The 20,585-nt window shown below is 65.5% G+C and carries 20 protein-coding genes; 6 read left to right on the plus strand and 14 right to left on the minus strand.

What is annotated here, in order from left to right; genetic code table 11:
- Window positions 1-2 precede the first annotated feature (2 nt).
- Window positions 3-833, plus strand: coding sequence for a formate dehydrogenase accessory sulfurtransferase FdhD (gene fdhD / locus ACNJX9_RS27095; RefSeq protein WP_439405066.1), 831 nt, complete (start codon window positions 3-5; stop codon window positions 831-833).
- Window positions 820-1,056, plus strand: coding sequence for a formate dehydrogenase subunit delta (locus ACNJX9_RS27100; RefSeq protein WP_220006220.1), 237 nt, complete (start codon window positions 820-822; stop codon window positions 1,054-1,056). The genes fdhD and ACNJX9_RS27100 overlap by 14 nt, the downstream gene beginning before the upstream one ends.
- On the opposite strand, the gene ACNJX9_RS27105 is transcribed toward ACNJX9_RS27100, so the two are convergent.
- From ACNJX9_RS27105 to ACNJX9_RS27170, 14 genes are all read right to left on the minus strand, one after another.
- Complete coding sequence (locus tag ACNJX9_RS27105; protein WP_439405067.1) at window positions 1,022-4,000, minus strand: bifunctional [glutamine synthetase] adenylyltransferase/[glutamine synthetase]-adenylyl-L-tyrosine phosphorylase; 2,979 nt, start codon at window positions 3,998-4,000, stop codon at window positions 1,022-1,024. The two genes, ACNJX9_RS27100 and ACNJX9_RS27105, sit on opposite strands and share 35 nt — an antisense overlap.
- On the minus strand, window positions 3,997-5,457 hold the full coding sequence (locus tag ACNJX9_RS27110) for an ATP-binding protein (RefSeq protein ID WP_439405069.1): 1,461 nt from the start codon (window positions 5,455-5,457) through the stop codon (window positions 3,997-3,999). The genes ACNJX9_RS27105 and ACNJX9_RS27110 overlap by 4 nt, the downstream gene beginning before the upstream one ends.
- On the minus strand, window positions 5,441-6,121 hold the full coding sequence (locus ACNJX9_RS27115; protein ID WP_057753113.1) for a response regulator transcription factor: 681 nt from the start codon (window positions 6,119-6,121) through the stop codon (window positions 5,441-5,443). Before ACNJX9_RS27115 ends, ACNJX9_RS27110 begins: the two co-directional genes overlap by 17 nt.
- Window positions 6,122-6,415: 294 nt before the next feature.
- The gene (locus tag ACNJX9_RS27120; RefSeq protein WP_439405071.1) at window positions 6,416-7,996 is read right to left on the minus strand and encodes a Do family serine endopeptidase; all 1,581 of its coding nucleotides are present in this window, start codon (window positions 7,994-7,996) and stop codon (window positions 6,416-6,418) included.
- Between the two features lie 210 nt (window positions 7,997-8,206).
- Complete coding sequence (locus tag ACNJX9_RS27125; RefSeq protein WP_439405073.1) at window positions 8,207-9,550, minus strand: methyl-accepting chemotaxis protein; 1,344 nt, start codon at window positions 9,548-9,550, stop codon at window positions 8,207-8,209.
- Window positions 9,551-9,650: 100 nt separating this feature from the next.
- Entirely contained in the window at window positions 9,651-10,133 is a 483-nt protein-coding gene (locus tag ACNJX9_RS27130; protein WP_271602232.1) for a cytochrome c-type biogenesis protein, read from the minus strand.
- A gap of 3 nt (window positions 10,134-10,136) precedes the next feature.
- Window positions 10,137-12,119, minus strand: coding sequence for a heme lyase CcmF/NrfE family subunit (locus tag ACNJX9_RS27135; protein ID WP_439405075.1), 1,983 nt, complete (start codon window positions 12,117-12,119; stop codon window positions 10,137-10,139).
- Complete coding sequence (gene ccmE / locus ACNJX9_RS27140) at window positions 12,116-12,607, minus strand: cytochrome c maturation protein CcmE (RefSeq protein ID WP_439405077.1); 492 nt, start codon at window positions 12,605-12,607, stop codon at window positions 12,116-12,118. The genes ACNJX9_RS27135 and ccmE overlap by 4 nt, the downstream gene beginning before the upstream one ends.
- 37 nt (window positions 12,608-12,644) lie before the next feature.
- Window positions 12,645-13,760, minus strand: a complete 1,116-nt coding sequence (gene ccmI / locus ACNJX9_RS27145) for a c-type cytochrome biogenesis protein CcmI (RefSeq protein WP_439405078.1) — start codon at window positions 13,758-13,760, stop codon at window positions 12,645-12,647.
- Window positions 13,761-13,891: 131 nt separating this feature from the next.
- Entirely contained in the window at window positions 13,892-14,161 is a 270-nt protein-coding gene (locus ACNJX9_RS27150) for a hypothetical protein (RefSeq protein ID WP_439405079.1), read from the minus strand.
- 99 nt (window positions 14,162-14,260) lie between these two features.
- Entirely contained in the window at window positions 14,261-15,664 is a 1,404-nt protein-coding gene (locus ACNJX9_RS27155) for a hypothetical protein (protein WP_439405081.1), read from the minus strand.
- Window positions 15,665-15,811: 147 nt separating this feature from the next.
- Complete coding sequence (locus ACNJX9_RS27160; RefSeq protein WP_439405083.1) at window positions 15,812-17,188, minus strand: ATP-binding protein; 1,377 nt, start codon at window positions 17,186-17,188, stop codon at window positions 15,812-15,814.
- 94 nt (window positions 17,189-17,282) lie between these two features.
- On the minus strand, window positions 17,283-17,957 hold the full coding sequence (locus ACNJX9_RS27165; protein ID WP_014496705.1) for a response regulator transcription factor: 675 nt from the start codon (window positions 17,955-17,957) through the stop codon (window positions 17,283-17,285).
- A gap of 228 nt (window positions 17,958-18,185) precedes the next feature.
- Window positions 18,186-18,341 carry a hypothetical protein gene (locus ACNJX9_RS27170; protein WP_167353998.1) on the minus strand — a complete coding sequence of 52 codons (156 nt, stop codon included), beginning with the start codon at window positions 18,339-18,341 and terminating at the stop codon, window positions 18,186-18,188.
- 234 nt (window positions 18,342-18,575) lie between these two features.
- On the opposite strand from ACNJX9_RS27170, the gene ACNJX9_RS27175 reads away from it, so the two are divergent.
- From ACNJX9_RS27175 to ACNJX9_RS27190, 4 genes are all read left to right on the plus strand, one after another.
- Complete coding sequence (locus tag ACNJX9_RS27175; protein WP_057753073.1) at window positions 18,576-19,565, plus strand: non-homologous end joining protein Ku; 990 nt, start codon at window positions 18,576-18,578, stop codon at window positions 19,563-19,565.
- Window positions 19,566-19,623: 58 nt separating this feature from the next.
- A complete protein-coding gene (locus ACNJX9_RS27180; protein ID WP_220003847.1) occupies window positions 19,624-19,860 on the plus strand; it encodes a hypothetical protein in 237 nt (78 codons plus the stop codon).
- Between the two features lie 186 nt (window positions 19,861-20,046).
- Window positions 20,047-20,226: a hypothetical protein gene (locus ACNJX9_RS27185; RefSeq protein WP_439405085.1), complete on the plus strand. Its 180-nt coding sequence runs from the start codon at window positions 20,047-20,049 to the stop codon at window positions 20,224-20,226.
- 184 nt (window positions 20,227-20,410) lie between these two features.
- On the plus strand, window positions 20,411-20,575 hold the full coding sequence (locus tag ACNJX9_RS27190; protein WP_057753070.1) for a Flp family type IVb pilin: 165 nt from the start codon (window positions 20,411-20,413) through the stop codon (window positions 20,573-20,575).
- Window positions 20,576-20,585: the final 10 nt, after the last annotated feature.

The raw sequence follows: 20,585 nt of genomic DNA on the forward strand, positions 1-20,585 counted from the left end.
GCATGCACGTACCGGTCCAGGCCATCGACCGCGAGATCTGGCGCGACGCTGTCGCGTCGGCAGGAACGCGGCTGATCCCAGAGGAGACTCCGCTGGCGCTGACCTATAATGGCGGCACCTATGCCGTCATGATGGGGACGCCGCAGAACCTGGAAGATTTCGCCGTCGGCTTCAGCCTGGACGAAGGCATCATCAGGTCCGTCGACGACATCAAATCGCTCGATGTTGTCAGGCTCGACGACGGCATCGAGCTGCGCATGTGGTTGGAGTCGGAGGACGCCGCGCGCATCAGCGAGCGCCGCCGCCATATCGCAGGCCCCACCGGCTGCGGCATCTGCGGCATCGAGTCCATCGCCGAGGCCATACGGCCGGCGGCGATCGTGCCGCAGGGTCAGATCTTCACGCCGCGCCAGATCATGACGGCGATGCAGGCGATCGCTCCCCTGCAATCGATCAACATGCAGACCCGCGCAGTGCACGCCGCCGCCTTCTGGTCACCGTCGCACGGCATCGTCGCCTTGCGCGAGGACGTCGGCCGCCACAACGCGCTCGACAAGCTCGCGGGCTCGCTTGCGCGCAGCCGGACAAGCGCATGCAACGGCATGGTGCTGCTGACGAGCCGCGTCTCCGTCGAGATGGTGCAGAAGACGGCTGCAATTGGTGCGCCCGTGATGGTCGCGGTCTCCGCGCCGACCGCGCTTGCAGTACGTACCGCGGAGGCTGCCGGCATCACGCTGACTGCAATTGCCCGCAACGACGGGTTTGAAGTGTTCACGCATCAGGGTCGCGTTGCCGCTGATTGTGCTCCGGAGATCATCGATGTCGTCGCCTGACCGCCTCGTCTACATGGCCAATCAGATCGGCACTTTCTTCCGCAGTCAGGGCCACGACAGGGCCGTGCCCGGGATCGCCGACCACATCAAGAAGTTCTGGGATCCCCGGATGAAGCGCGCCATCTTCGCGCATCTCGACGCGGGCGGCGCAGGGCTGGAGCCGAACGTGCTCGAAGCCCTCACTTCGCTCAAGCTGGCGACTTCCCTTCCAGAAGCGCGCTGAACACGCGCCGCACCTCGCTTTGCGTCTCCTTCACGCGTGCCTCCAGCGAGGAGAAATCCGGCGCGTCGCCGGCGCGCGCCATCACCCGCTGCAGATCGGTGCCCGCGGTTTCCGGCTTGAAGCGGTCGCTGACGCAGAGCCGCAGGATCTGCGTCAGATCATGATAGAGCCGCGCGGCGGCGCGCAGGATTTCGGTTTCAGGTTGCCCGATCACACCGAGCCTGCATGCATTATCCAGCACCTGCAACGTGCTGACATCGAGAATCTCGGGCTTGTCGTGGGCGTGCACAAGTTGCAGGTATTGCGCGATAAAATCGATGTCGACCATGCCACCCGAGGCGTATTTCAGGTCCCAATAGTCGGTCTCGCCCTTCTCCTGCGCGATCGCGCGGCGCATGTCGGCGACGTCGTTGGCGATGATGGCCCGGTCGCGGCGGCGGGTCAGGACCTCGCGGATAATCTGCTCGATGCGCGCGGTGAATTCGGGCGACGCCGACACCACGCGCGCGCGCGTCAACGCCATGTGCTCCCAGGTCCAGGCCTCATTGGCCTGGTAGTCCGCAAAGGAGACAAGGCTCGACGCCACGGGACCCGCGCGTCCCGAGGGCCGCAGCCGCATGTCGATCTCGTAGAGCACGCCGTAATTGGTGCGGGTCGTGAAGGCGCTGATCAGGCGCTGGGTGAGGCGGGCGAAATAATGCGCGCCCTGAAGTGATTTCTCGCCGTCCGAGTCCGGATGGTCGCTGTCGAAATCGTAGAGCAGGATCAGATCGAGATCCGAGGACGCGGTCATCTCGCGGCTGCCGAGCCGTCCCATGGCGATGATCGCGGTCTCCTGCCCCCTGATCCGGCCGTGTTGCGCGGCAAAGCGATCGGCGACGAGACCGTGGACGGTGTGAACGATGCCCTCGGCGACGTCGGCAAAAGCCGTACTGGCCTGCTGCGCCGAAACCGTGCCGGACAGGATGCGGGTGCCGATCAGGAACAGGCTCTCCTGTCCGAACAGGCGCAGCCGGTCCAGAAACTCCTCATAGGAGCCCGCATCCTGCACCGTGGCCGCAAGCCGCGCCGACAGTTCCCGCCGATCCGGCATCGCGCCGAAGAAGCGCGGATCGATCAGGCCGTCCATCAATTGCGGTTGCCGCGCCAGCATCTCGCCAAGCCGGGGCGCGGCGCCAAGCACCAGCGCCACGAGCGCGACGAGATCGCGGTTCTGGCCGAGCAGCGTGATCAGCCGGCCGCCGCGCTGGAGCGCCCGGAGGAAATGATCGAATGCCGTCACTGCGCGGTCCGGCTCCTCCGCATGCGCCAGGCCGTCGATCAAGGCCGGCACGAACTCGACGAAAGCGTTGCGCGTCTGCTTGTTGCGGAACACGCGATAATCCGCGGTGAGCCAGTCGCAGACGGTCTGCGCCACCGCGGCAGGCTTCTTGAAGCCAAGCGTCGTCAAATGCTGGAGCAGGCGCGGATCGTCAGGGCCGGTGCGATAATCGATCGCGGGCAGGCTTGCCGTGCCGGTCGGATCATCGCCCTCGAACAGTTTTTCGTAGTGCCCCTGGACGATCTCGAGCTGGTGCATCAGGTCGCGCGCAAAGGCCTCGCGGCTGCCATAGCCGAAGAACCAGGCGAATCGTTCGACCGCCTCCTTGTCATCAGGCAGCGCATGAGTCTGCTCGTCGGCCATCATCTGGAGACGATGCTCGATCCGGCGCAGGAATTCATAGGCCTTGGTCAGCTCGTCGCGGGCGGCGGAGGTGATCCAGTTGCGCGCGGCGAGGACATTGAGCGCGGCCAGCGTCGGCCGCACCCGCAATTCCGGATGGCGGCCGCCGGCGATCAGCTGCTGGGTCTGGGCGAAGAACTCGATCTCGCGGATGCCGCCGCGGCCGACCTTGACGTTGTGCCCCTCGACCGCAATCTCGCTCTGGCCGCGATAGGTCTGCATCTGCCGCTTCATGTCGTGCACGTCGGCAAGTGCGGCGAAGTCGAGATGCTTGCGCCAGACGAAGGGCGCGATTTCGGCCAGCAGCGCCTCGCCCGCTCTGGCGTCGCCGGCGCACGCCCGCGCCTTGATCATGGCGGCGCGCTCCCAGGTGCGCCCTTCCCGCTCGTAATAGTTCAGCGCTGCATCGCGCGAGATCGCGACTTGCGTCGAGGATGGATCGGGCCGCAGCCGCAGATCGACGCGGAACACGTAACCGTCATAGGTGCGCTGCTGGAGAATGCGCGCCAGGCCTTGCGTGACCCGCACGAAGAACGGCTGCGGCTCGATATCGGGCACAAGCGTCGCGGCATCGGGGTCGAAGAACACGATGAGATCGATGTCGCTGGAGTAGTTGAGCTCGCCGGCCCCCATCTTGCCCATGGCGAGCACGATCAGGCCGCAGCCGACCTCGGGCGCCTCGGGATCTTCAGGCAGGATCTTGCCGCGTGCGGCTTCCTGACGCAGCAGGTACTGCAGCGCCGCCTGCACCGAGGAGACCGCGAGATCGGTCAACGCCGCCGTCACCCGCATCACCGGCCAGACCCCGCCGATGTCGCACAGCGCGATCAGCAGCGCCGCCTCAGCCTTCATACGGCGAAGCAGCCGCATCACCTCGGCTTCATCAGGCGCGGCAAGTACCGCGCCCCTCGCCTCCGCGATCAGCGCGGCGAGATGCGCATCCGGCTCGCATTCGAGCAACCGAATCAGGCGCAGCGGATCGGCGCGCACCAGATCGAACAAATAAGGCGAGAATTGCGCGATGCCGGCCAGGATGTCGCGCGCGAAGGGTTGAGCCAGCAGCGCTTCCAGACGAGCCAATTGGGCCGGCTCGAGCTCGGCCAGCCAGCTGTCGAAACGTCGTTCGTCTGATGTGGAAACGGCAATATGGGGGGCCTCCGCGAAGCGTGCGGCAAGGCTCTCGCCAGTCTTGTCCGCGTTTCCCGGCGCGGAGTGGTTCATGCCACCTTCTGTGGCACATCCGGCATTGGCGGGGCAACCCTGTCGCCGGCACCGGCGCGCGCCGGCAGCACCAGCGTGGCGACGAGGCCGGGATGGGCATCGCCCAGGCGCAATTCGCCGCCATGCAATGTGGCAACGGCCGCGGCGAGGCTGAGGCCGAGGCCGGAGCCCGGCATGGTGCGGCTCGCTTCCAGCCGCACGAAGCGCTCGATGGCGTGTTTGCGATCGCCTTCCGGAATTCCGGGGCCGCGATCGGTGACGCTGAGCAGCACCTGATCACCGTCGCGCCTGGCCTCGATCGTGATCTGACGCGCGTCCATGCTGACCACTGACCCCGCCGACTGCGCGGCCGGCTTGCCGTATTTGATCGCATTCTCGACCAGATTGGCGAGCGCCTGGCTGATCAATTCGCGATTGCCGTGAATGGGCGCTGCTTCCGTCTTGACCTTTAAGGTCATGCCGTCGTCTTCGGCGAGCGGCTCGTAGAGCTCGTGAATGCCGGCCGCGACATCGGCGGCATCGAAATCATCCATGTTGCCGCGCGCCTGACCGGATTCCGCGCGTGCGATCATCAGAAGCGCGTTGAAGGTGCGGATCAGCCCGTCGGATTCCTCGATGGTCCGCTCCAGCGCGGCGCGATAGTCGGCCTCGCAACCGGATTTCGCCAACGCCTCCTCGGCGCGGTTGCGCAGGCGCGTCAGCGGCGTCTTGAGATCGTGGGCGATGTTGTCGGAGACCTCTTTCAGCCCCGCCATCAGCGCCTCGATCCGCTCCAGCATGGCGTTGAGGTTTTCGGCGAGGCGATCGAGTTCGTCGCCGCTGCGCCCGACCGGCAGGCGCTCGCTGAGATCGCCGGTCATGATGCGATGCGCGGTGCCGCTCATCGCGTCGATCCGCGTCAACACCCTGCGCGCGACGAAGACGCCGCCGCCGAGGCCGAGCACGACGACGATCAGGATCGACCATTGCGCGGCCTTGGCGACGATGCCGAACAGGCGCCGCCGCTCGGCGAGATCACGGCCGATCAGGAGGCGGAAACCATTTTCCAGTTCGATGACGCGAACGAGCGCCCGATGGTCGCGGTCATCCGTATCCTCGATCCGCCGATAGGCGGTTTCCGACCAGCCGATGGTCGCCATCACGCCCGGCGCCAGCGAGCCGACATTGCCGGCGATCGCCTGGCCGGTGGGCGAGGTTATGAGGTAGAGATTGGCGCCCGGCCGCAACGCGCGGGACTCGATCGTGCGCGCGAGGCCGTACAGGCCGCGACGGCCGTAGATCTCGTTGATCTCCGAGGTCTCGGCATTCACCGTCTGCGTGATCTCTTCGGTGATCAGCCGCCGCGTGTTCCAGGCGAAATAGCCGAGCAGCGAAGCCGCGAAAATCGCAAACAAAAACAGGTAGACCAGCGTCAGCCGGAACGCCGTGGTGCGGACGAGTTTACCGAATGCCGTCACGGATCATGTACCCCGCGCCGCGGATCGTGTGCAGCAGCGGCCGCTCGAACCCCTTGTCGATCTTGGAACGCAGCCGCGAAATGTGCACGTCGATCACGTTGGTCTGCGGATCGAAATGATAGTCCCAGACGTTCTCCAGCAGCATGGTGCGCGTCACCACCTGGCCGGCATGCTTCATCAGATATTCAAGCAGGCGGAATTCGCGCGGCTGCAGCGTCAGCTCGTCCTTGCCGCGGGCAACGCGGTGGGAGAGGCGGTCGAGCTCGAGGTCGCCGACACGGTAGAGCGTGTCCTCTGCAGGCCCGCCGCGTCGGCGCGACAGCACCTCGACACGGGCGAGCAGCTCGGCGAAGGAATAGGGCTTCGGCAGATAGTCGTCGCCGCCGGCGCGCAGACCCTTGATGCGATCGTCGACCTGACCGAGCGCGGACAAGATCAGCACCGGTGTCGTGTCGCCCTTGTCGCGCAGCGCGCCGATCAGCGACAGCCCGTCGCGCTTGGGCAGCATGCGGTCCACCACCAGCACGTCGTAATCGCCACTCTCGGCCATGGCGAGGCCTTCCTCGCCGTCACCGGCGTGGTCGGCAATGTGTCCGACCTCGCGAAACGCCTTCACGAGATAGTCGGCGGATTCGCGGTCGTCTTCGATGATGAGGAGGCGCATCGTGCGTTCGGCGGCAGTCAAGGAGGTCAACCTTCTCTAAACATGGCGCTAGCGGCAATCGCATGCAAGCCGAGTGAGCGAGACTTGGTCGAGAACTTGGGTGGGCAAAAAGGGCGGGCGGTGAAGCTGGGGGGACCTCACCGCCCTATGCCTTCCGACGGAGGGGGGCGTATTCCACCGGAAGGTAGGCTGGGAAGCGAAAATTACGCTGCTTCCCCGAAGAGCGCCGGCGGCGGGGGCGACTGATGCCGGCGACACCCTTCATGTCGTAAGCCTCCTGAGGCTCAGCCCTTGTCAGCCCTTGGCGATGGGCACCGCGACGAAGCGCGACTGGCCGCCGCTCTTCACGCGCATCAGGACGCTGTTCTTGTTGTCGGTCCGCGCCGTGTTGATGGCGTCGCGGACGTCGCCGGCGGTGCTCACGCTCTTGCCGCCGACTTCGAGGATCACGTCGCCTTCCTTGAAGCCGCGTTCGGCCGCGGCGCTCTTCGGATCGACTTCGGTGACCACGACGCCGTCCTTGCCGGCGCCGGCTACGGAGTTGGCGGGCGCAACGGTCATGCCGAGCTTCGGCACGTCGGTGCCCTTGCTGGCGCCCTTGCCGCTGTCGTTATCGATGTCGGCCTTGGCCTCGACCGTGTTCGGCAGCTGGCCGAGGGTGAGGTTCACGACCTTGTCCTGGCCCTTGTGCAGCACGTTGAGCTTCACGGACGCGCCGGGCGCCATGCCGCCGATGGTGCGGGCGAGCTCGCGCGCATCCTTGACGGCTTCGCCGTTGACCGACGTGATCACGTCACCGGATTCGATGCCGGCCTTCGCGGCCGGACCATCCTTCTGCGGCTCCGCCACCAGCGCGCCTTCGGCCTTCTTCATGCCGAGGCTGTCGGCGATATCAGAGGTCACGGGCTGGATCTGCACGCCGATCCAGCCGCGGCTGACCGAGCCCTTGTCCTTCAGCTGGGCGACGACGCTCTTCACCGTCGCGGCAGGAATCGAGAACGCGATGCCGACGCTGCCGCCGGAGGGCGAGTAGATCGCGGTGTTGACACCCATCACCTCGCCGTTGGTGTCGAACGCCGGACCGCCGGAATTGCCCTTGTTCACGGGCGCGTCGATCTGAATGAAATCGTCATAGGGGCCGTTGCCGATGTCGCGGCCGCTGGCCGAGACGATGCCCGCGGTGACGGTGCCGCCGAGGCCGAAGGGGTTGCCGACCGCGAGCACCCAGTCGCCGATCCGCGGCTTGCTGTCCGCGAGCTTTGCGAACGGGAAGTTCGAGCCGCCCTCGACCTTGATCAGAGCCAGATCAGTACGCTGGTCGGTGCCGATCACCTTGGCGCTGTAGGTCTTGCCGTCGTCGGTGGTGACCTCGACCTTGTCGGCGCCGTCGACCACGTGGTTGTTGGTCACGGCATAACCGTCAGCCGAAATGAAGAAGCCGGAGCCCTGGCCCTGCACGACGCGGCCACGACCACCGCCCTTCAGACCGGGGATGCCATCCGGACCGCCGAAGCGGCGGAAGAAGCGCTCCATCGGCGAACCCGGCTGGAACGGCGAGGCGGAATCATCGCCGTCGTCGTTGCTCGCAGTTTTCTCCTTGATGTTGACCTTGACCGAGATCACCGAGGGCTTCACGCGTTCGACGATGTCGGCGAAACCGATCGGACGCTCGACCTTCTTGACCTCGTTGTTGACCTGCGCGTGGGCCGGGCTCGAGAACAGGTCCGCGGGCGACGTCGACGGGCTGAAGCCGTGGACGGCGATGCCGAGACCGGCGACGACCGAGGCCATCAGCGCGATCCTGCGGGCGGATAACACCGAGCGGCGGGGCTGCCGGTAGGACGGAAGGTTGGTGAGATCGGAACGGTCGGTCATGCAGAGGTCTCCAGCGCCTTGAAATCCATGCGGTGCCTGATAGCGGCACCTTTACGGACCTGAACATGGGGACTTGCGCCTTACCGCGCGCTGGCTGGCAGGTTAAACTTTTGTAATAAAGACGGTGCCGGGGTGCGGCAGTTTAGCGCAGCCGGAAAATCGTGATCTTACAGGAACTTAACGCGATTCCGGCAACCGGCGCCAGGCGCTTCAGCTGGCCCGGACGCTGGCGATGAATTCATCGACTTCGCGCTTCAGGGTTTCCGCCTGCTGCGACAGGTCGACGGCGGAATCCCGGGCCTCAGCCGCCATTCGGCCGGTCTCCGCCGACGTCGAGGTGATCTGGACAATGTGGTTGGAGACGTCGAGCGTGCCGCGCGCGGCGTCCTGGACGCTGCGGCTGATGTCCTGCGTGGCATTGCGCTGCTGGGCTGTATCCACCTCGATCCCGGACATGATCGACGAGATCTCCGACAGCGTCTTCGAGATGGCGTCGATCGCCTCGCGCGTCTCCGCGGTGATGCCCTGGATGCTGGCGACGTGCGAGGTGATCTCCTCGGTCGCCTTGCTGGTTTGGTGCGCAAGGCTCTTCACTTCAGAGGCCACCACGGCAAAGCCCTTGCCGGCCTCGCCCGCCCGCGCCGCCTCGATCGTCGCATTGAGCGCGAGCAGGTTGGTCTGCGATGCGATCGCCTGCACCAGCTGGACGACCTCGCCGATCTTGTCGGCGGCATCCGACAGCGTATGGATGGTGTCGCGGCTCTTCTCGGCCTGGGTTGCGGCGCCTTCGGCGCGCTGGGTCGCATCCGTGACGCGACGGCTGATCGTGCCGATCGAGTTCGTCATCTCCTCCGCCGAGCCCGCCACCGTCTGCACGCTGGCGCTGGCCTGGCTCGCGGCGCTCGCGACCGCGTTGGCCTTAGTGCTGGTGTCGTTGGCGGTCTGCGACAGTGCCGCTGCGTTGCGTTTCAGGTGCACTGCCGACGATGCCACGCTGTCGACGACGCTGGCGACGAGTTCGTTGAAGCGCTTGATCCGTGCGTCCAGGAATTTCGACCGCTCGGCCTGGTGCCGGGCTTCATGCAGCTGCTGCTCGGTCAGGCGCCGCCGCTCGATCCCGTTGGTCTTGAACACCTCCAGCGCGCCGGCGAGCAGGCCGATCTCGTTGGTGCCGCCGAGGCCCGGAACCGGTGTCTCGAATTTCTGGTCGGCAACCTGGCGCATGGCGTGCACGATCGCCGCCAACGGACTGAGGATGCCGTTGCGCACGGCGAACCAGGTGACGAGGCAGATCGCGATCGCAACGACCGCGATCACAGCACAGGCGACCAGGAACCAGGAGAACGCGGTCTGGGCCTGCTGGTAGATCTGCATCGCGTGGTCGCGCGCAGGGCCGCTCAGCGCGGCAAAGTCAGACGACAGGCCGGTGATCTCGTTGTTGAGATAGAGCACCGCGACGAAGCCGGTGCCGCCGCCGATGCCCAGCAGGAACAATAATGCAGCGACGACGGCGCCAACCAGAAAGCGGATCGTCAGATTGCTGTTCATGAACATCGCTTGAGCACTCAAAATCTGGAATCGAATCTTACGACAAGCTTCCAGACAAAGGTCAACAGAGCATGAAACGCGCTCCGCCCGCGATCACTGCGTCGGCTCAAGAGGACTTTGCGTCCTCGGACATCAACGCGGCGAGCTTCGCCTCCTCGTCCGGTGTCAGCGGCGGCGTCGGTACATCTGCACCTTCCCGCGCACGACGGCGGTTCTGCCGCCACAGTGCAAAGCCGCCTCCGGCGAGCAGCAGCGGCGCGAGCAACCAGAGCAGCATGGTCTGCCGTTCGAAGCGCGGCCTCAGCAGCACGAACTCGCCGTAGCGCGCGACCAGGAAATCGAGCACCTGCGAATTGCTGTCGCCGGCCGCGATCCGCTCCCGCACCAGCAGTCGCAAGTCGCGCGCGAGCGGCGCATCGGAATCGTCGATCGACTGGTTCTGGCAGACCATGCAGCGCAGCTCGCGCGACAATTCGCGCGCACGCGCCTCCTTGACGGGATCCGACATGATCTCGTCGGGTTGCACGGCATGCACCGCAGGCGCGGCCAGCAGCATCAGCGCTACGATCGCGGACATCATCCGACGCATCGATCACTCCGCCGGTTGCAGGCGCTGCTTGGCCCGCGCCGGCTTCGGCGCGCCGACGCGCAAGCGCCGGTCGGACAGCGACAGCATGCCGCCGAACGCCATCAGCACCGGGCCCCACCAGATCAGCAGCACGAACGGCTTGTGATAGATACGGACCGCGATGGCGCCCTCAGTGGTGACGTCACCGAGCGAGATGTAGAGCTGGCTCGCGCCGCGGGTCAAAAGCGCGGCCTCGGTGGTCGAGGAGCCGCGCGTCGTGAAGCTGCGCTTCGAGGGCGTCATGAGGCTGAGCGCTTCGCCGCCGCTGCTCACGTTGAACTGGGCGACCATCTCGCGATAGTTCGGCCCCTGGCGCTCGAGCAGGCCGTCGAGCTTCAACTCATAACCGGCGACCTCTGCGACGTCGTTCGGCTTCATCGTCGCGATATATTCGCTGTTCCAGGTCGTCTCGCAGACGATCCCGATCAGCGCGACGCCAAGACCGGCATGCGCAAACGCGGTGCCCCAGGCCGAGCGCGGCAATCCGCGGGCACGGTGTAGCGTCGTCGCAAACGGCAGGCGAAACAGGCCGGTTCGCTCAGCCATATCGGTCACGGCGCCGGCGATGACAAAGACCCCAAGTCCGATCGCGAGCGGCGCCAGCGCGCTGCCGCCGCGCGTCCAGGCCCAGACGATCGCGACCACGACAAGACCGGCGACCCCGGCGGCCAGCAGCCGCTGGGTGACACCGAGCAGGTCGCCGCGCTTCCAGGCCAGCATCGGTCCGAACGGCACCGCAAGCAGCAGCAGCGCGAACAGCGGCACGAAGGTCAGATTGTAGAACGGTGCGCCCACCGACATCTTGAAGTCCGCGAGCACTTCCATCGCCAATGGATAAAGCGTTCCGAACAGCACGACCGCGCAGGCCACCGTCAGCAGCAGATTGTTCAGCACCAGCGCGCCCTCACGCGAGATCGGTGCGAACAGGCCGCCCTGCTTCAGCGAGGTCGCGCGGCCCGCGAACAGCGACAGGCTGCCGCCGATGAACAGGCAGAGGATCAGCAGAATGAAGACCCCGCGGGTCGGATCGTTGGCGAAGGCATGCACGGAGGTGATGACGCCCGACCGCACCAGGAAGGTACCGAGCAACGACAGCGAGAAGGTCAGGATCGACAGAAGGATGGTCCAGACCTTCAGCGCGTTGCGCTTCTCCATCACCAGCGCCGAATGCAAGAGCGCAGTGCCGGCGAGCCAGGGCATCAGCGATGCGTTCTCGACCGGGTCCCAGAACCACCAGCCGCCCCAGCCGAGCTCGTAATAGGCCCAGTAGGAGCCCATCGCGATGCCGAGCGTCAGGAAGATCCAGGCCATCAGCGTCCACGGCCGCACCCAGCGCGCCCAGGCCGCGTCGATCCGCCCCTCCAGCAGCGCCGCGATGGCGAAGGAGAACGAGATCGAGAAGCCGACATAGCCGAGATAGAGCATCGGCGGATGCACAGCGAGACCGATATCCTGGAGCACCGGATTGAGGTCGCGTCCCTCGATCGGCGGATTGGCGATGCGCAGGAACGGGTTCGAGGTGATCAGGATGAAGAGATAGAAGGCGCTGGCGATCCAGGCCTGGACGGCGAGCACATGCGCACGCAGCGACAGCGGCAGATTGTTGCCGAAGGCCGCGACCAGTCCGCCGAACAGCGCGAGGATCGACACCCACAGCAGCATCGAGCCTTCATGGTTTCCCCACACGCCGGTGATCTTGTAGATCAGCGGCTTCATGGAGTGGGAATTCTCGTAGACGTTGGCGACCGAGAAATCCGAGTTCACGTGCAACGTCACCAGCGCGACGAACGAGGCGCCGACGAACAGCAGCTGCGCCAGCGCGGTGGAGCGCGCCACGTTCATCAGCGCGGGATCGCGCAGGCGCGCGCCCATCACAGGCACGAAGGACTGGATCAGCGCCAGCGCGAGCGCCAGCACCAGCGCGTAATGTCCGGCTTCCGCGATCACCGCACCGCTCCCTGCGAATTGCCCTGCGCCGTCGCCGCCGCGGGCTTTCCGGCATAATCGTCCTTCCAATGGCCCTGCTTCTTCAAGGCATCGGCGACGTCCTTGGGCATGTAAGTCTCGTCGTGCTTGGCGAGCACGGTGTCGGCCTTGAACACGCCGCTGGCATCGAGCGCGCCCTCGGCGACGACGCCCTGCCCTTCGCGGAACAGATCCGGCAGGATGCCCTTGTAGGCGACGGGCAGTCTGGCGCCGCCGTCCGCGACCTCAAACGTCACGGCGAGATTGTCGCCGCGCTGGAGCGAACCGGGCTGCACCAGTCCGCCGAGGCGAAAGCGCTTGCCGGGGGCGACATGCTTCTCGGCCACCATGGTCGGGGTCGAGAAGAACACGATGGAATCGCGAACTGCGTTGAGCACCAGCGCGGCCGCGAGCGCGAGCACGGCGAGCGAGCCGCCAATGATGGTCATACGTCGCTGCTTGCGCGTCATGGCGTATCCGTTCTCCGCTCGTCTTTCGCGGCGACGATCATCCGTCGAGCCCGAGATTCTTGAGGCCTTCATTGAGCTGGCGCAGCCGCTCGGCATCCCCGGCGACCGCCTGGCGGGCATCGGTCGTCGCACCAAGCGCCTTGTCGCGATCACCCATCACAAGATAGGCGCGAACCAGGCGCAGCCAGCCCTCGACGTCGTCGCCGTTCTGCTTGAGACGCGTGGCAAGACGTTCGACCATGCCGCGGATCATCGCGTTGCGATCGCCGTCGTTCATCTCCTTGGAGGCCGCGATGGTCTCGTCGGACAGCGCCGGCATCGTCACACCGCCACCGCCGACCCGCGCCAGCGAGGTCTGCACCAGCGGCCGCCACGGCGCATCCGCCGGCGCCTTCGCCAGCAGCGCGCGCCAGATATTGGCCGCGTCCTCCTTGCGGCCGTCCTGCTCGGCGGCGAGCCCCAGGAAATAGTTCGCCTTGGGATCGTCAGCGCTCAGCGCATGTGCGCGCTCGAACTCGGCCTTGGCCTCCGCCGTCACCACGCCGCCTGCAGCGGCCGTGATCGCCTCACCGAGATCGGCGCGGCGCTCCGCGCTTTCCCCATTGTAGGTGAGCGAATTGCGATAGGCGCGCACCGCCTCGTCGAAACGGCCGAGCCGCTCCAGCACCGGCGCAAGCACGTTCCAGCCGCGGCCGTCGGTCGGATTCTTCTCCAGGTGCTGCTGAACCTGCGCGACCAGGTTCTCGAGCGACTGTGCCATGCCGGGCCCCGCGCCGCGCTGTCGCTGCGCCAGCGGGAAATCACGAAGCGCAGGCGAGCCGAGCGGGACGTAGATCGCGACCGCCACCAAGGGCAGGCCGACGAGCGCGAGAACGGATGCCGCCCGGCGCCATTTCAGGCTGGAATCCGGCGCGGGCATGGGCTCGCTGCCAGCAGCGGCGAGCAGCCTGCGGCTGATCTCGATTCGCGCCGCCTCGGCTTCCGGCGCGGCGATCAGTCCGGCGGCAAGGTCGCGCTCGATCTCGGCCAGCTGGTCCTTGTAGACTGCGACCTCGCTGCCTTGATTGTCGGGACGCCCGCCACGGCCGAGCGGCCAGAGCACGGCGAATATCGCCGCGACCGTCATCAGCGCGAACACGAACCATAGCGTCATCAGGCAAGCTTCCGGCAGCGCGCGAACCGCGCCCGTACGTGGCTTTACACCACGGCCGGATGATGCGGCAATTGACAATTGTCAATTCAGCGCGAGCCCACACCGTCCCGAAATAGTGAAGATCCAACGGCTTAGCCGATCTCGAAGTCCGCGCTCCGAGCAGCGTCCTCGCCATGCCCGTTGAAGGCCCTCAGGAAGTATGTTCCCGGCTCGATGGCCTCAGGCAGTCTGATCCGCAAGGCTCCGATCGGAACAGGCGATGCAACCCGGGTGACCGTATCCGCCAGCTGCCGACCGCTCGCCTTTTCGACCAGCACCATCTTCGCGCCGACCATCAGCCTCCGGTATTTGGCAACAATGACGCGGTTCTCAATTTCGATCGAACTGATAATGGGTTTCATGCGCCGACAAATAGAATTCCAAAAACTTGCACGGCGAGCGTAGGGCTCGCAAGCCACACCGTCAACCGCAAATTGTGACGACGAAGAGATGCGCTTGAATCAGCTTGCGCGCGTCGATTTGCGCTCGCCGGTCGCGGCATTCTCCGCGGCGCGGCTCATCAGGGAGGCGTAATCGTCGCCGAACAGCACCTGGCAGAAGCGGATTGCGGCCTGCACCTGCTGCTGCCGGTAGGCGCGGACCTTGTGATCTGCGCCCCGCAGCGACTGCACCGCCTGCTCGGTCGAGCGTTCGACATATTGCTGGAGGTCGGAATAGGTGCGCAGCGTCACCTCGTTGATGGCGAGTTCGCTGGCATAGTTGCGGCAGGTCGCGACGAAGTCGATCAGCGCCACGGTTTCCTCGACGTCGGTGGTGTCGATCCGTGCCCCGGGCGGAATGTCCTTTTCGGGGCGCTGGCGCAGGATACGGCGAACCCGGCCGGGAACGCTGTCGATTTCCGATTGCAGGGCATTGGAGATGTCGGCCCGGATTGCGGTCAGTTGCTTGCCCCAGGCCGAATCGTTGCGCAGGTCGAGTTCGGTGCGCAGGCCGCGCACGCCATCATGCAGCGCTTTCAGATTGTCGGCGACGGTCTCGAATTGGCCGCGCTTGATGTCCATGCGCAGATTGGCGGCAACGCGAGACAGATCGTGCAGCGCCATCGTGACGGCGACGCCATACGGGGTCGCCGCGACGCGAATCTCGTCGTCGGACGCGGCGATCTTGATGGCGAGACGAATGATCTGCCAGGGCGCGGTCATGCGCTGAACCACCACGGACAACGCAAAGGGCAGCATTTGCGGCGTCTGCAGCACGGGAATGTTGAGCGCCGCGGTCACCGAGGCGATCTGGGGATCGCCGAACTGGCGCAGGAAGCGCGGCAGCTTTTCATTGAGCGTGCCGAGGGCCTCGCGAACGGCGAGTACTGCACCGATCGAATAGAGGTCCTCGATCACGCTGGGCGGACCGACCCGGGCGAGCGCACGCGACTTGTCGCCGCCGCCCGGTCCCGTCAGCTCGAAGATGGCGTCCGCGGCTACGGCCTGAAGCTTGAGCGCCAGCGCCTCGACCTGCCCCGAATTGTCTGTCGCCGGCATGCGCGCCAGCGCCACCTCGAATTCGCTGATCTTGTCGGGGGCACCGTCGCGGCCAAGCCATTGCCAGATCGGATGCAGCGAGGAGCGGCGGATCTGGCCGACCCGGATCTGGGCTCCGGCCTCCACCAGGAACGGTTCCAGCACCTGGAACAGCAGCCGTGACAGATCATCGGTACGCGGCGGCGCAGCTTCGTCGGCTTCGGTCTTGCGCACGATCTTGCGCAACTGCTCGAGCACGAGGGTCGCGACAGCCGTGTCCTGACCGCGCTCGAGTGCGCGTTCGAACTCCCGCATCAGCAGCGCCTGCGCCTGCGGCGGGAGCTGTGCGAGATATTCCCTCAGCCGCTCGATCGATGTCTGGCTCATGCGCCCGGGTATGCACGGTAAAATGGCAGACGTGGGATGCGTCCGCCCTGATCATAGGTGGGCGCGCCTTAAGAAGCGGTTGAGGAAGTGGTTCCGAAACCATCCGGTTTGCACCGGAAGCCCAAATAATCGAGCCAGATCAGAGGATTAAATTCCCGGCAGCACCAGCTCCGCCCGCAGGCCCCCGATCGGGGCGCTGCCGAGCGAGAGACTGCCGCCGTAGAGCGCGGCAAGGTCGGTCACGATCGAGAGCCCGAGCCCTGAGCCCGGCTTCGATTCGTCGAGCCGCTGGCCGCGCCGGGAGACCTGGGCCCGCTCGGCCTCCGAGAGGCCGCGCCCGTCATCATCGACGATCACCCGTAGCCGGGGCCCGGCGCCCGCCTGAGCGGGTGGCTCGGCCAAGACCTCGATGAAGACCCGCGAGGCCGCCCATTTGCAGGCGTTGTCGACGAGATTTCCGACCATCTCCTCCAGGTCCTGGCGCTCGCCCCGGAATTTCGCCGACGGTTCGGCCTTGGCCTCGACCGCGACGCCGCGGCCGCGATAGATCTTCTCCATGGTCCGCCGCAGCGCCTCGATGGCGGGGGCGACCTCCGTCACGGTGCCGACGATCGAGACCCTCGCCGCGATGCGGGCGCGCTCCAGATGATGCGCGAGCTGGCTACGCATGACGTCCGCCTGCTCCATCACCTTGGCCGCGAACGGATCGGCCGCGTGCGTTCCGGCCTCGTTGACGATCACGGACAGCGGCGTCTTGATCGCATGGGCGAGATTGCCGACATGGGTGCGCGCCCGCTCGACGATCTCCCTGTTGGCGTCGATCAGCGCGTTGGTCTCGCGCGCCAGCGGCGCAATCTCGACCGGAAATTCGCCCTCGAGCCGCTCGGCCCTGCCGGAACGAATGTCGGCGATGGCTTCCGAGATACGCTTGAGCGGTGCGAGACCGAAGCGGACCTGGAATACGGTGGTCAGCAGCAGCACGATGCCGAGCGCGGTGAAAGTGCCGCCGAGGTAATAGTCGAAGCTGCGGGTCTCATCGAAGATCTCCGTGGAATCGCCGGCGACGCTGACGAGGTATTTGCCGTCGGCGCCGAGATCGACCGGACGCTCGACCATGCGCAGGTTCTGGCCCTCCGGCCCGTCGACATAGGCCAGGCGAATGCCGGCGGCCGTGAGCTCGACGCCCAGATCTTCCAGCTTCGGCAGCTTCTTGTCCCACAGCGAGCGCGAGGAGCGCAGCTCCGGCTTCTCGGTGTCGGTGCGCGTGATCTGCCAGTACCAGCCGGACAGCGGCAGCTCGAACAGCGGCTCGCCGAGCGACTGGAACTGGCGGTCCGGCGGCTCGTCGGGGGTGGCGACCTCGGCGATGAGGGTGCGCAGATAAAGGTTGAGACGGCGGTCGAAGGCCCTCTCGGTCGCGTTCTTGTAGACCGACGACAGCACCACGCCCGTGATGGCCAGGATCACCACGAGCCAGGCGGTCGCCGACAGGAACAGGCGGTTCGCAAGCGAGCTGGCGGGCATCGGGATGATCCCGGTGGCGCGAGGTGGTGGCATGGCGTCGGCGGTCATATCAGGACCAAGGCCCGCCTCGGGCCGCCCGTCAAGCCTGCACTGCTCAGGCGCCGGGGGCCGGCGGCGGGGTCAGGAGATAGCCGAGGCCGCGGACGGTCTGGATGATGTCGACGTCGAGCTTCTTGCGGATGCGGCCGACAAAGACCTCGATCGTGTTGGAGTCGCGGTCGAAATCCTGGTCGTAGAGGTGCTCGACCAGCTCCGTGCGCGACACCACGCGCCCCGAATGGTGCATGAGGTAGGCCAGAAGCCGATATTCGTGCGAGGTCATCTTCACGGGATTGCCGGACACGCTGACCCGGCCAGTGCGGGTGTCGAGCGTGACGGGTCCGCAAGAGAGCTCGCTCTGGGCATGGCCGGTGGAGCGGCGCAGCAGCGCGCGGATGCGCGCCAGCACCTCCTCGAGGTGGAACGGCTTTGGCACGTAATCATCGGCGCCGGCATCGAAGCCCTGTACCTTGTCGCTCCAGCGATCGCGAGCGGTGAGGATCAAAACCGGCATGGTGCGGCCGTTGCGGCGCCAGGCCTCCAGCACCGAGATGCCGTCCTTCTTGGGCAGGCCGATATCGAGCACCACCGCGTCGTACGGTTCGTTGTCGCCGAGATAGTGCCCCTCCTCTCCGTCGAAGGCGCGATCGACGACGTAGCCGGCGTCCGTCAGCGCCTTGGTGAGCTGGCGATTGAGATCAGGGTCGTCCTCAACAACAAGCAGGCGCACGCTTCTCTCCAGAATTAGGCCGCATCAACACCGCACCAGATGAGCAATTCCGGCGTGAACTGAATATGAACGCCGGGAACCGGCCGCGTTACTTTTTGGTCATATACCGAGGGCCTCAGTCAATGCGACTGCGCCCGTCAGGCCGGCGGCATGACGGGCGCAATGTGCCGCGTCTTGCGGCTATTCGGAAGGTCCGCCCTTCCTGTCAATTTGCCATCGACTTCGCCATCAGGTCCGGAAGAACACGAACCAGATGACGGCGAGGATCAGGACCGCAAGCCCGGTCGAAATGGCGAGCAGCGCGGCCACCGACGGCCCAGGTTCGCCCTGGCGTGCCTCGGTCGCTGTTTCGACGATCTGACGGTCCTCGCGCGTGGTTGCCATGGTGACCTCAATCCTGGATGTCGTCTGCGATGGCCGCGACCTCCTTACGGCCCTCTATCCCGAGCCAACGCCCGATCCGATTTGATGTTCCGGCATTTGGGACTGGATCGGTCCGAACCGCCGGGGTGAGCGACTGGTTAACGCAGTTGCAAGATTCCGACCGAACCTCTGTATGATTCGGTGTTCCCCGATGGTATCCTCATAGGTCTGTCCCTGTTGCGTTTGGAGTAGCCCATGGCCCCCCGCGCCAATTGGAAGGGTTTTCTGCGTCTCTCGCTCGTGACCTGCCCGGTTGCGCTGTATCCGGCCACGTCGGATACCGAGAAGGTCTCGTTCAACCAGATAAATCGCAAGACGGGCCACCGGATCAAATATCTGAAGGTCGACGCAGAGACGGGCGACGAGGTGACCTCCGAGGACATCGTCAAGGGCTACAAGGTCGATACCGACACCTATATCGAGGTCACCAAGGACGAGCTCGACGACATCGCGCTGGATTCGACCCATACGATCGAGATTGACGAGTTCGTGCCGAAGGCCGACATCGACAACCGCTACCTGATCCGCCCCTATTATCTCGTGCCCGACGGCAAGGTCGGCCACGACGCCTATGCGGTGATCCGCGAGACCATCCGCAGCATGGACAAGGTGGCGATCGGCCGCGTGGTGCTGACCAACCGCGAGCACATCATTGCGCTGGAGCCGCTTGAGAGCGGACTAATGGGCACGCTGCTGCGCTACCCCTACGAAGTGCGCAGCGAAAAGGAATATTTCGACGACATCCAGGACGTGAAGCTGACGAAGGATATGCTCGACCTCGCCAAGCATATCGTCGAGAAGAAGTCCGGCGCGTTCGAGCCCGAGCTGTTCGAGGATCACTATGAGACCGCGCTGATCGATCTCATCAACAAGAAGCGCGCCGGCACGCCGATCGCGGCCAAGGCCACGCCGAAGAGCGGCGGCAACGTCATCAATCTGATGGACGCGCTGAAGAAGAGCCTCGCAAACGAGAAGGACGCGGCGCCCGCGGCGAAGGCCGCCAAGGAGACTGCCAAGGAAACCGCAAAGGCCAAGAAGCCGAAGAAGCGCGTCGAGGGTCAGCGCGAGATGCTGCTGCCGATCTCCGGCAAGGGCAGCAAGGAGGCCGCAGCCAAGGAAGCCGCGCCGAAGAAGGCCGACAAGCCGGTGCGCGCGACGACGACACGGACCAAGAAGGCCGGCTGACCGCATCACACCGCCGGCCGCGCCGTGACGTCTTCCCTTTCCGAACGAGCGGACTGACATGCCCTGGTCGACGCCGTTCGCCGATCCGATCGGCTTGCGCGGCGGACGCAGCCTGCGCACGCTGCAGGAGGCCGCTGACTTCATCATGCGGCTGCCTGAGGAGGAGCAGCAGGAGCCGCGCTGGCAGACCGCAATCGAGATGCTGATCAACGCGGCGGAGAGCGGCGGCGGCTGGCTGCTGTTCGCCCGCATCGGCATGTTGCGCGCGTTGAATGGGAACGGCCGGCGCGATTGAGGCCATGATCGCCATGCTTGCCGACCGGTTGACGAACAGCCTCAACGAACCCTTAAGCGGCCGGGTCTTTTTTGGCACGACGATGCCAACTTGCCGCACCGGGTATTCCTACGGGACGGAAAATTAACCGCTGATTGCCTTTGCGCGCACCATGGTTCCATCGATTGAGCCAGGATTCGCACATCCGTGCCGCAACAGGACGCCAGGAAGAACTACATCGGCATCGTGAGTGAGGCCGAGGAAGAGCGCATCGCCGACACGGTGCTGCGGGCGCGGTCGTTTGTCATGCGCGATCTGTTCGGACGCCTCGCGGCAGCGCTGGGACGTCCGCGCAAGGGCGCGGCGGGACACACCACCAGCAATTGAGGCTGGCCGCTTCCGCTCATTTGCAGCGGATAATGAAACCTTCGTTTAACGGCTGCCGCGTTAAGACACGGCAGGCTGGTCGGCCGGACCTGCGAATTTGACGCGCGAACAGCGCCTCTTCGATCGCTTTACCAGTTTGATAACGACGCGCGGCTACATTGGACCCGATGAACAGGAGTTGGCGATGATTGTGCTCAGGTCTTTTCTTGCCGATGAAAGTGCCGCCACCGCGATCGAGTATGGCCTGATCGCCGCCGGCATCGCGCTCGCCATCGTCACCATCGTGACCAACACCGGCAGCGTCCTCCTGAGCAACAAATTCAACTCGATCAGCGCGGCCACGAAGTAGGCTCGCAATC

The organism is Bradyrhizobium sp. BLXBL-03, assembly GCF_051853015.1.
Classification (GTDB): domain Bacteria; phylum Pseudomonadota; class Alphaproteobacteria; order Rhizobiales; family Xanthobacteraceae; genus Bradyrhizobium; species Bradyrhizobium manausense.

Excerpts from the sequence above, each read along its gene's own strand:
- ccmE (WP_439405077.1), bottom strand. The coding sequence starts at position 12,607 with ATGACGCGCAAGCAGCGACGTATGACCATCATTGGCGGCTCGCTCGCC.
- ACNJX9_RS27120 (WP_439405071.1), bottom strand. The coding sequence starts at position 7,996 with ATGACCGACCGTTCCGATCTCACCAACCTTCCGTCCTACCGGCAGCCC.
- ACNJX9_RS27175 (WP_057753073.1), top strand. The coding sequence starts at position 18,576 with ATGGCCCCCCGCGCCAATTGGAAGGGTTTTCTGCGTCTCTCGCTCGTG.
- ACNJX9_RS27155 (WP_439405081.1), bottom strand. The coding sequence starts at position 15,664 with ATGAGCCAGACATCGATCGAGCGGCTGAGGGAATATCTCGCACAGCTC.
- ACNJX9_RS27190 (WP_057753070.1), top strand. The coding sequence starts at position 20,411 with ATGATTGTGCTCAGGTCTTTTCTTGCCGATGAAAGTGCCGCCACCGCG.
- ACNJX9_RS27115 (WP_057753113.1), bottom strand. The coding sequence starts at position 6,121 with ATGCGCCTCCTCATCATCGAAGACGACCGCGAATCCGCCGACTATCTC.
- ACNJX9_RS27125 (WP_439405073.1), bottom strand. The coding sequence starts at position 9,550 with ATGTTCATGAACAGCAATCTGACGATCCGCTTTCTGGTTGGCGCCGTC.
- ACNJX9_RS27105 (WP_439405067.1), bottom strand. The coding sequence starts at position 4,000 with ATGAACCACTCCGCGCCGGGAAACGCGGACAAGACTGGCGAGAGCCTT.
- ccmI (WP_439405078.1), bottom strand. The coding sequence starts at position 13,760 with ATGACGCTATGGTTCGTGTTCGCGCTGATGACGGTCGCGGCGATATTC.
- ACNJX9_RS27100 (WP_220006220.1), top strand. The coding sequence starts at position 820 with ATGTCGTCGCCTGACCGCCTCGTCTACATGGCCAATCAGATCGGCACT.
- ACNJX9_RS27130 (WP_271602232.1), bottom strand. The coding sequence starts at position 10,133 with ATGCGTCGGATGATGTCCGCGATCGTAGCGCTGATGCTGCTGGCCGCG.
- ACNJX9_RS27170 (WP_167353998.1), bottom strand. The coding sequence starts at position 18,341 with ATGGCAACCACGCGCGAGGACCGTCAGATCGTCGAAACAGCGACCGAG.
- fdhD (WP_439405066.1), top strand. The coding sequence starts at position 3 with ATGCACGTACCGGTCCAGGCCATCGACCGCGAGATCTGGCGCGACGCT.
- ACNJX9_RS27180 (WP_220003847.1), top strand. The coding sequence starts at position 19,624 with ATGCCCTGGTCGACGCCGTTCGCCGATCCGATCGGCTTGCGCGGCGGA.
- ACNJX9_RS27160 (WP_439405083.1), bottom strand. The coding sequence starts at position 17,188 with ATGCCCGCCAGCTCGCTTGCGAACCGCCTGTTCCTGTCGGCGACCGCC.
- ACNJX9_RS27150 (WP_439405079.1), bottom strand. The coding sequence starts at position 14,161 with ATGAAACCCATTATCAGTTCGATCGAAATTGAGAACCGCGTCATTGTT.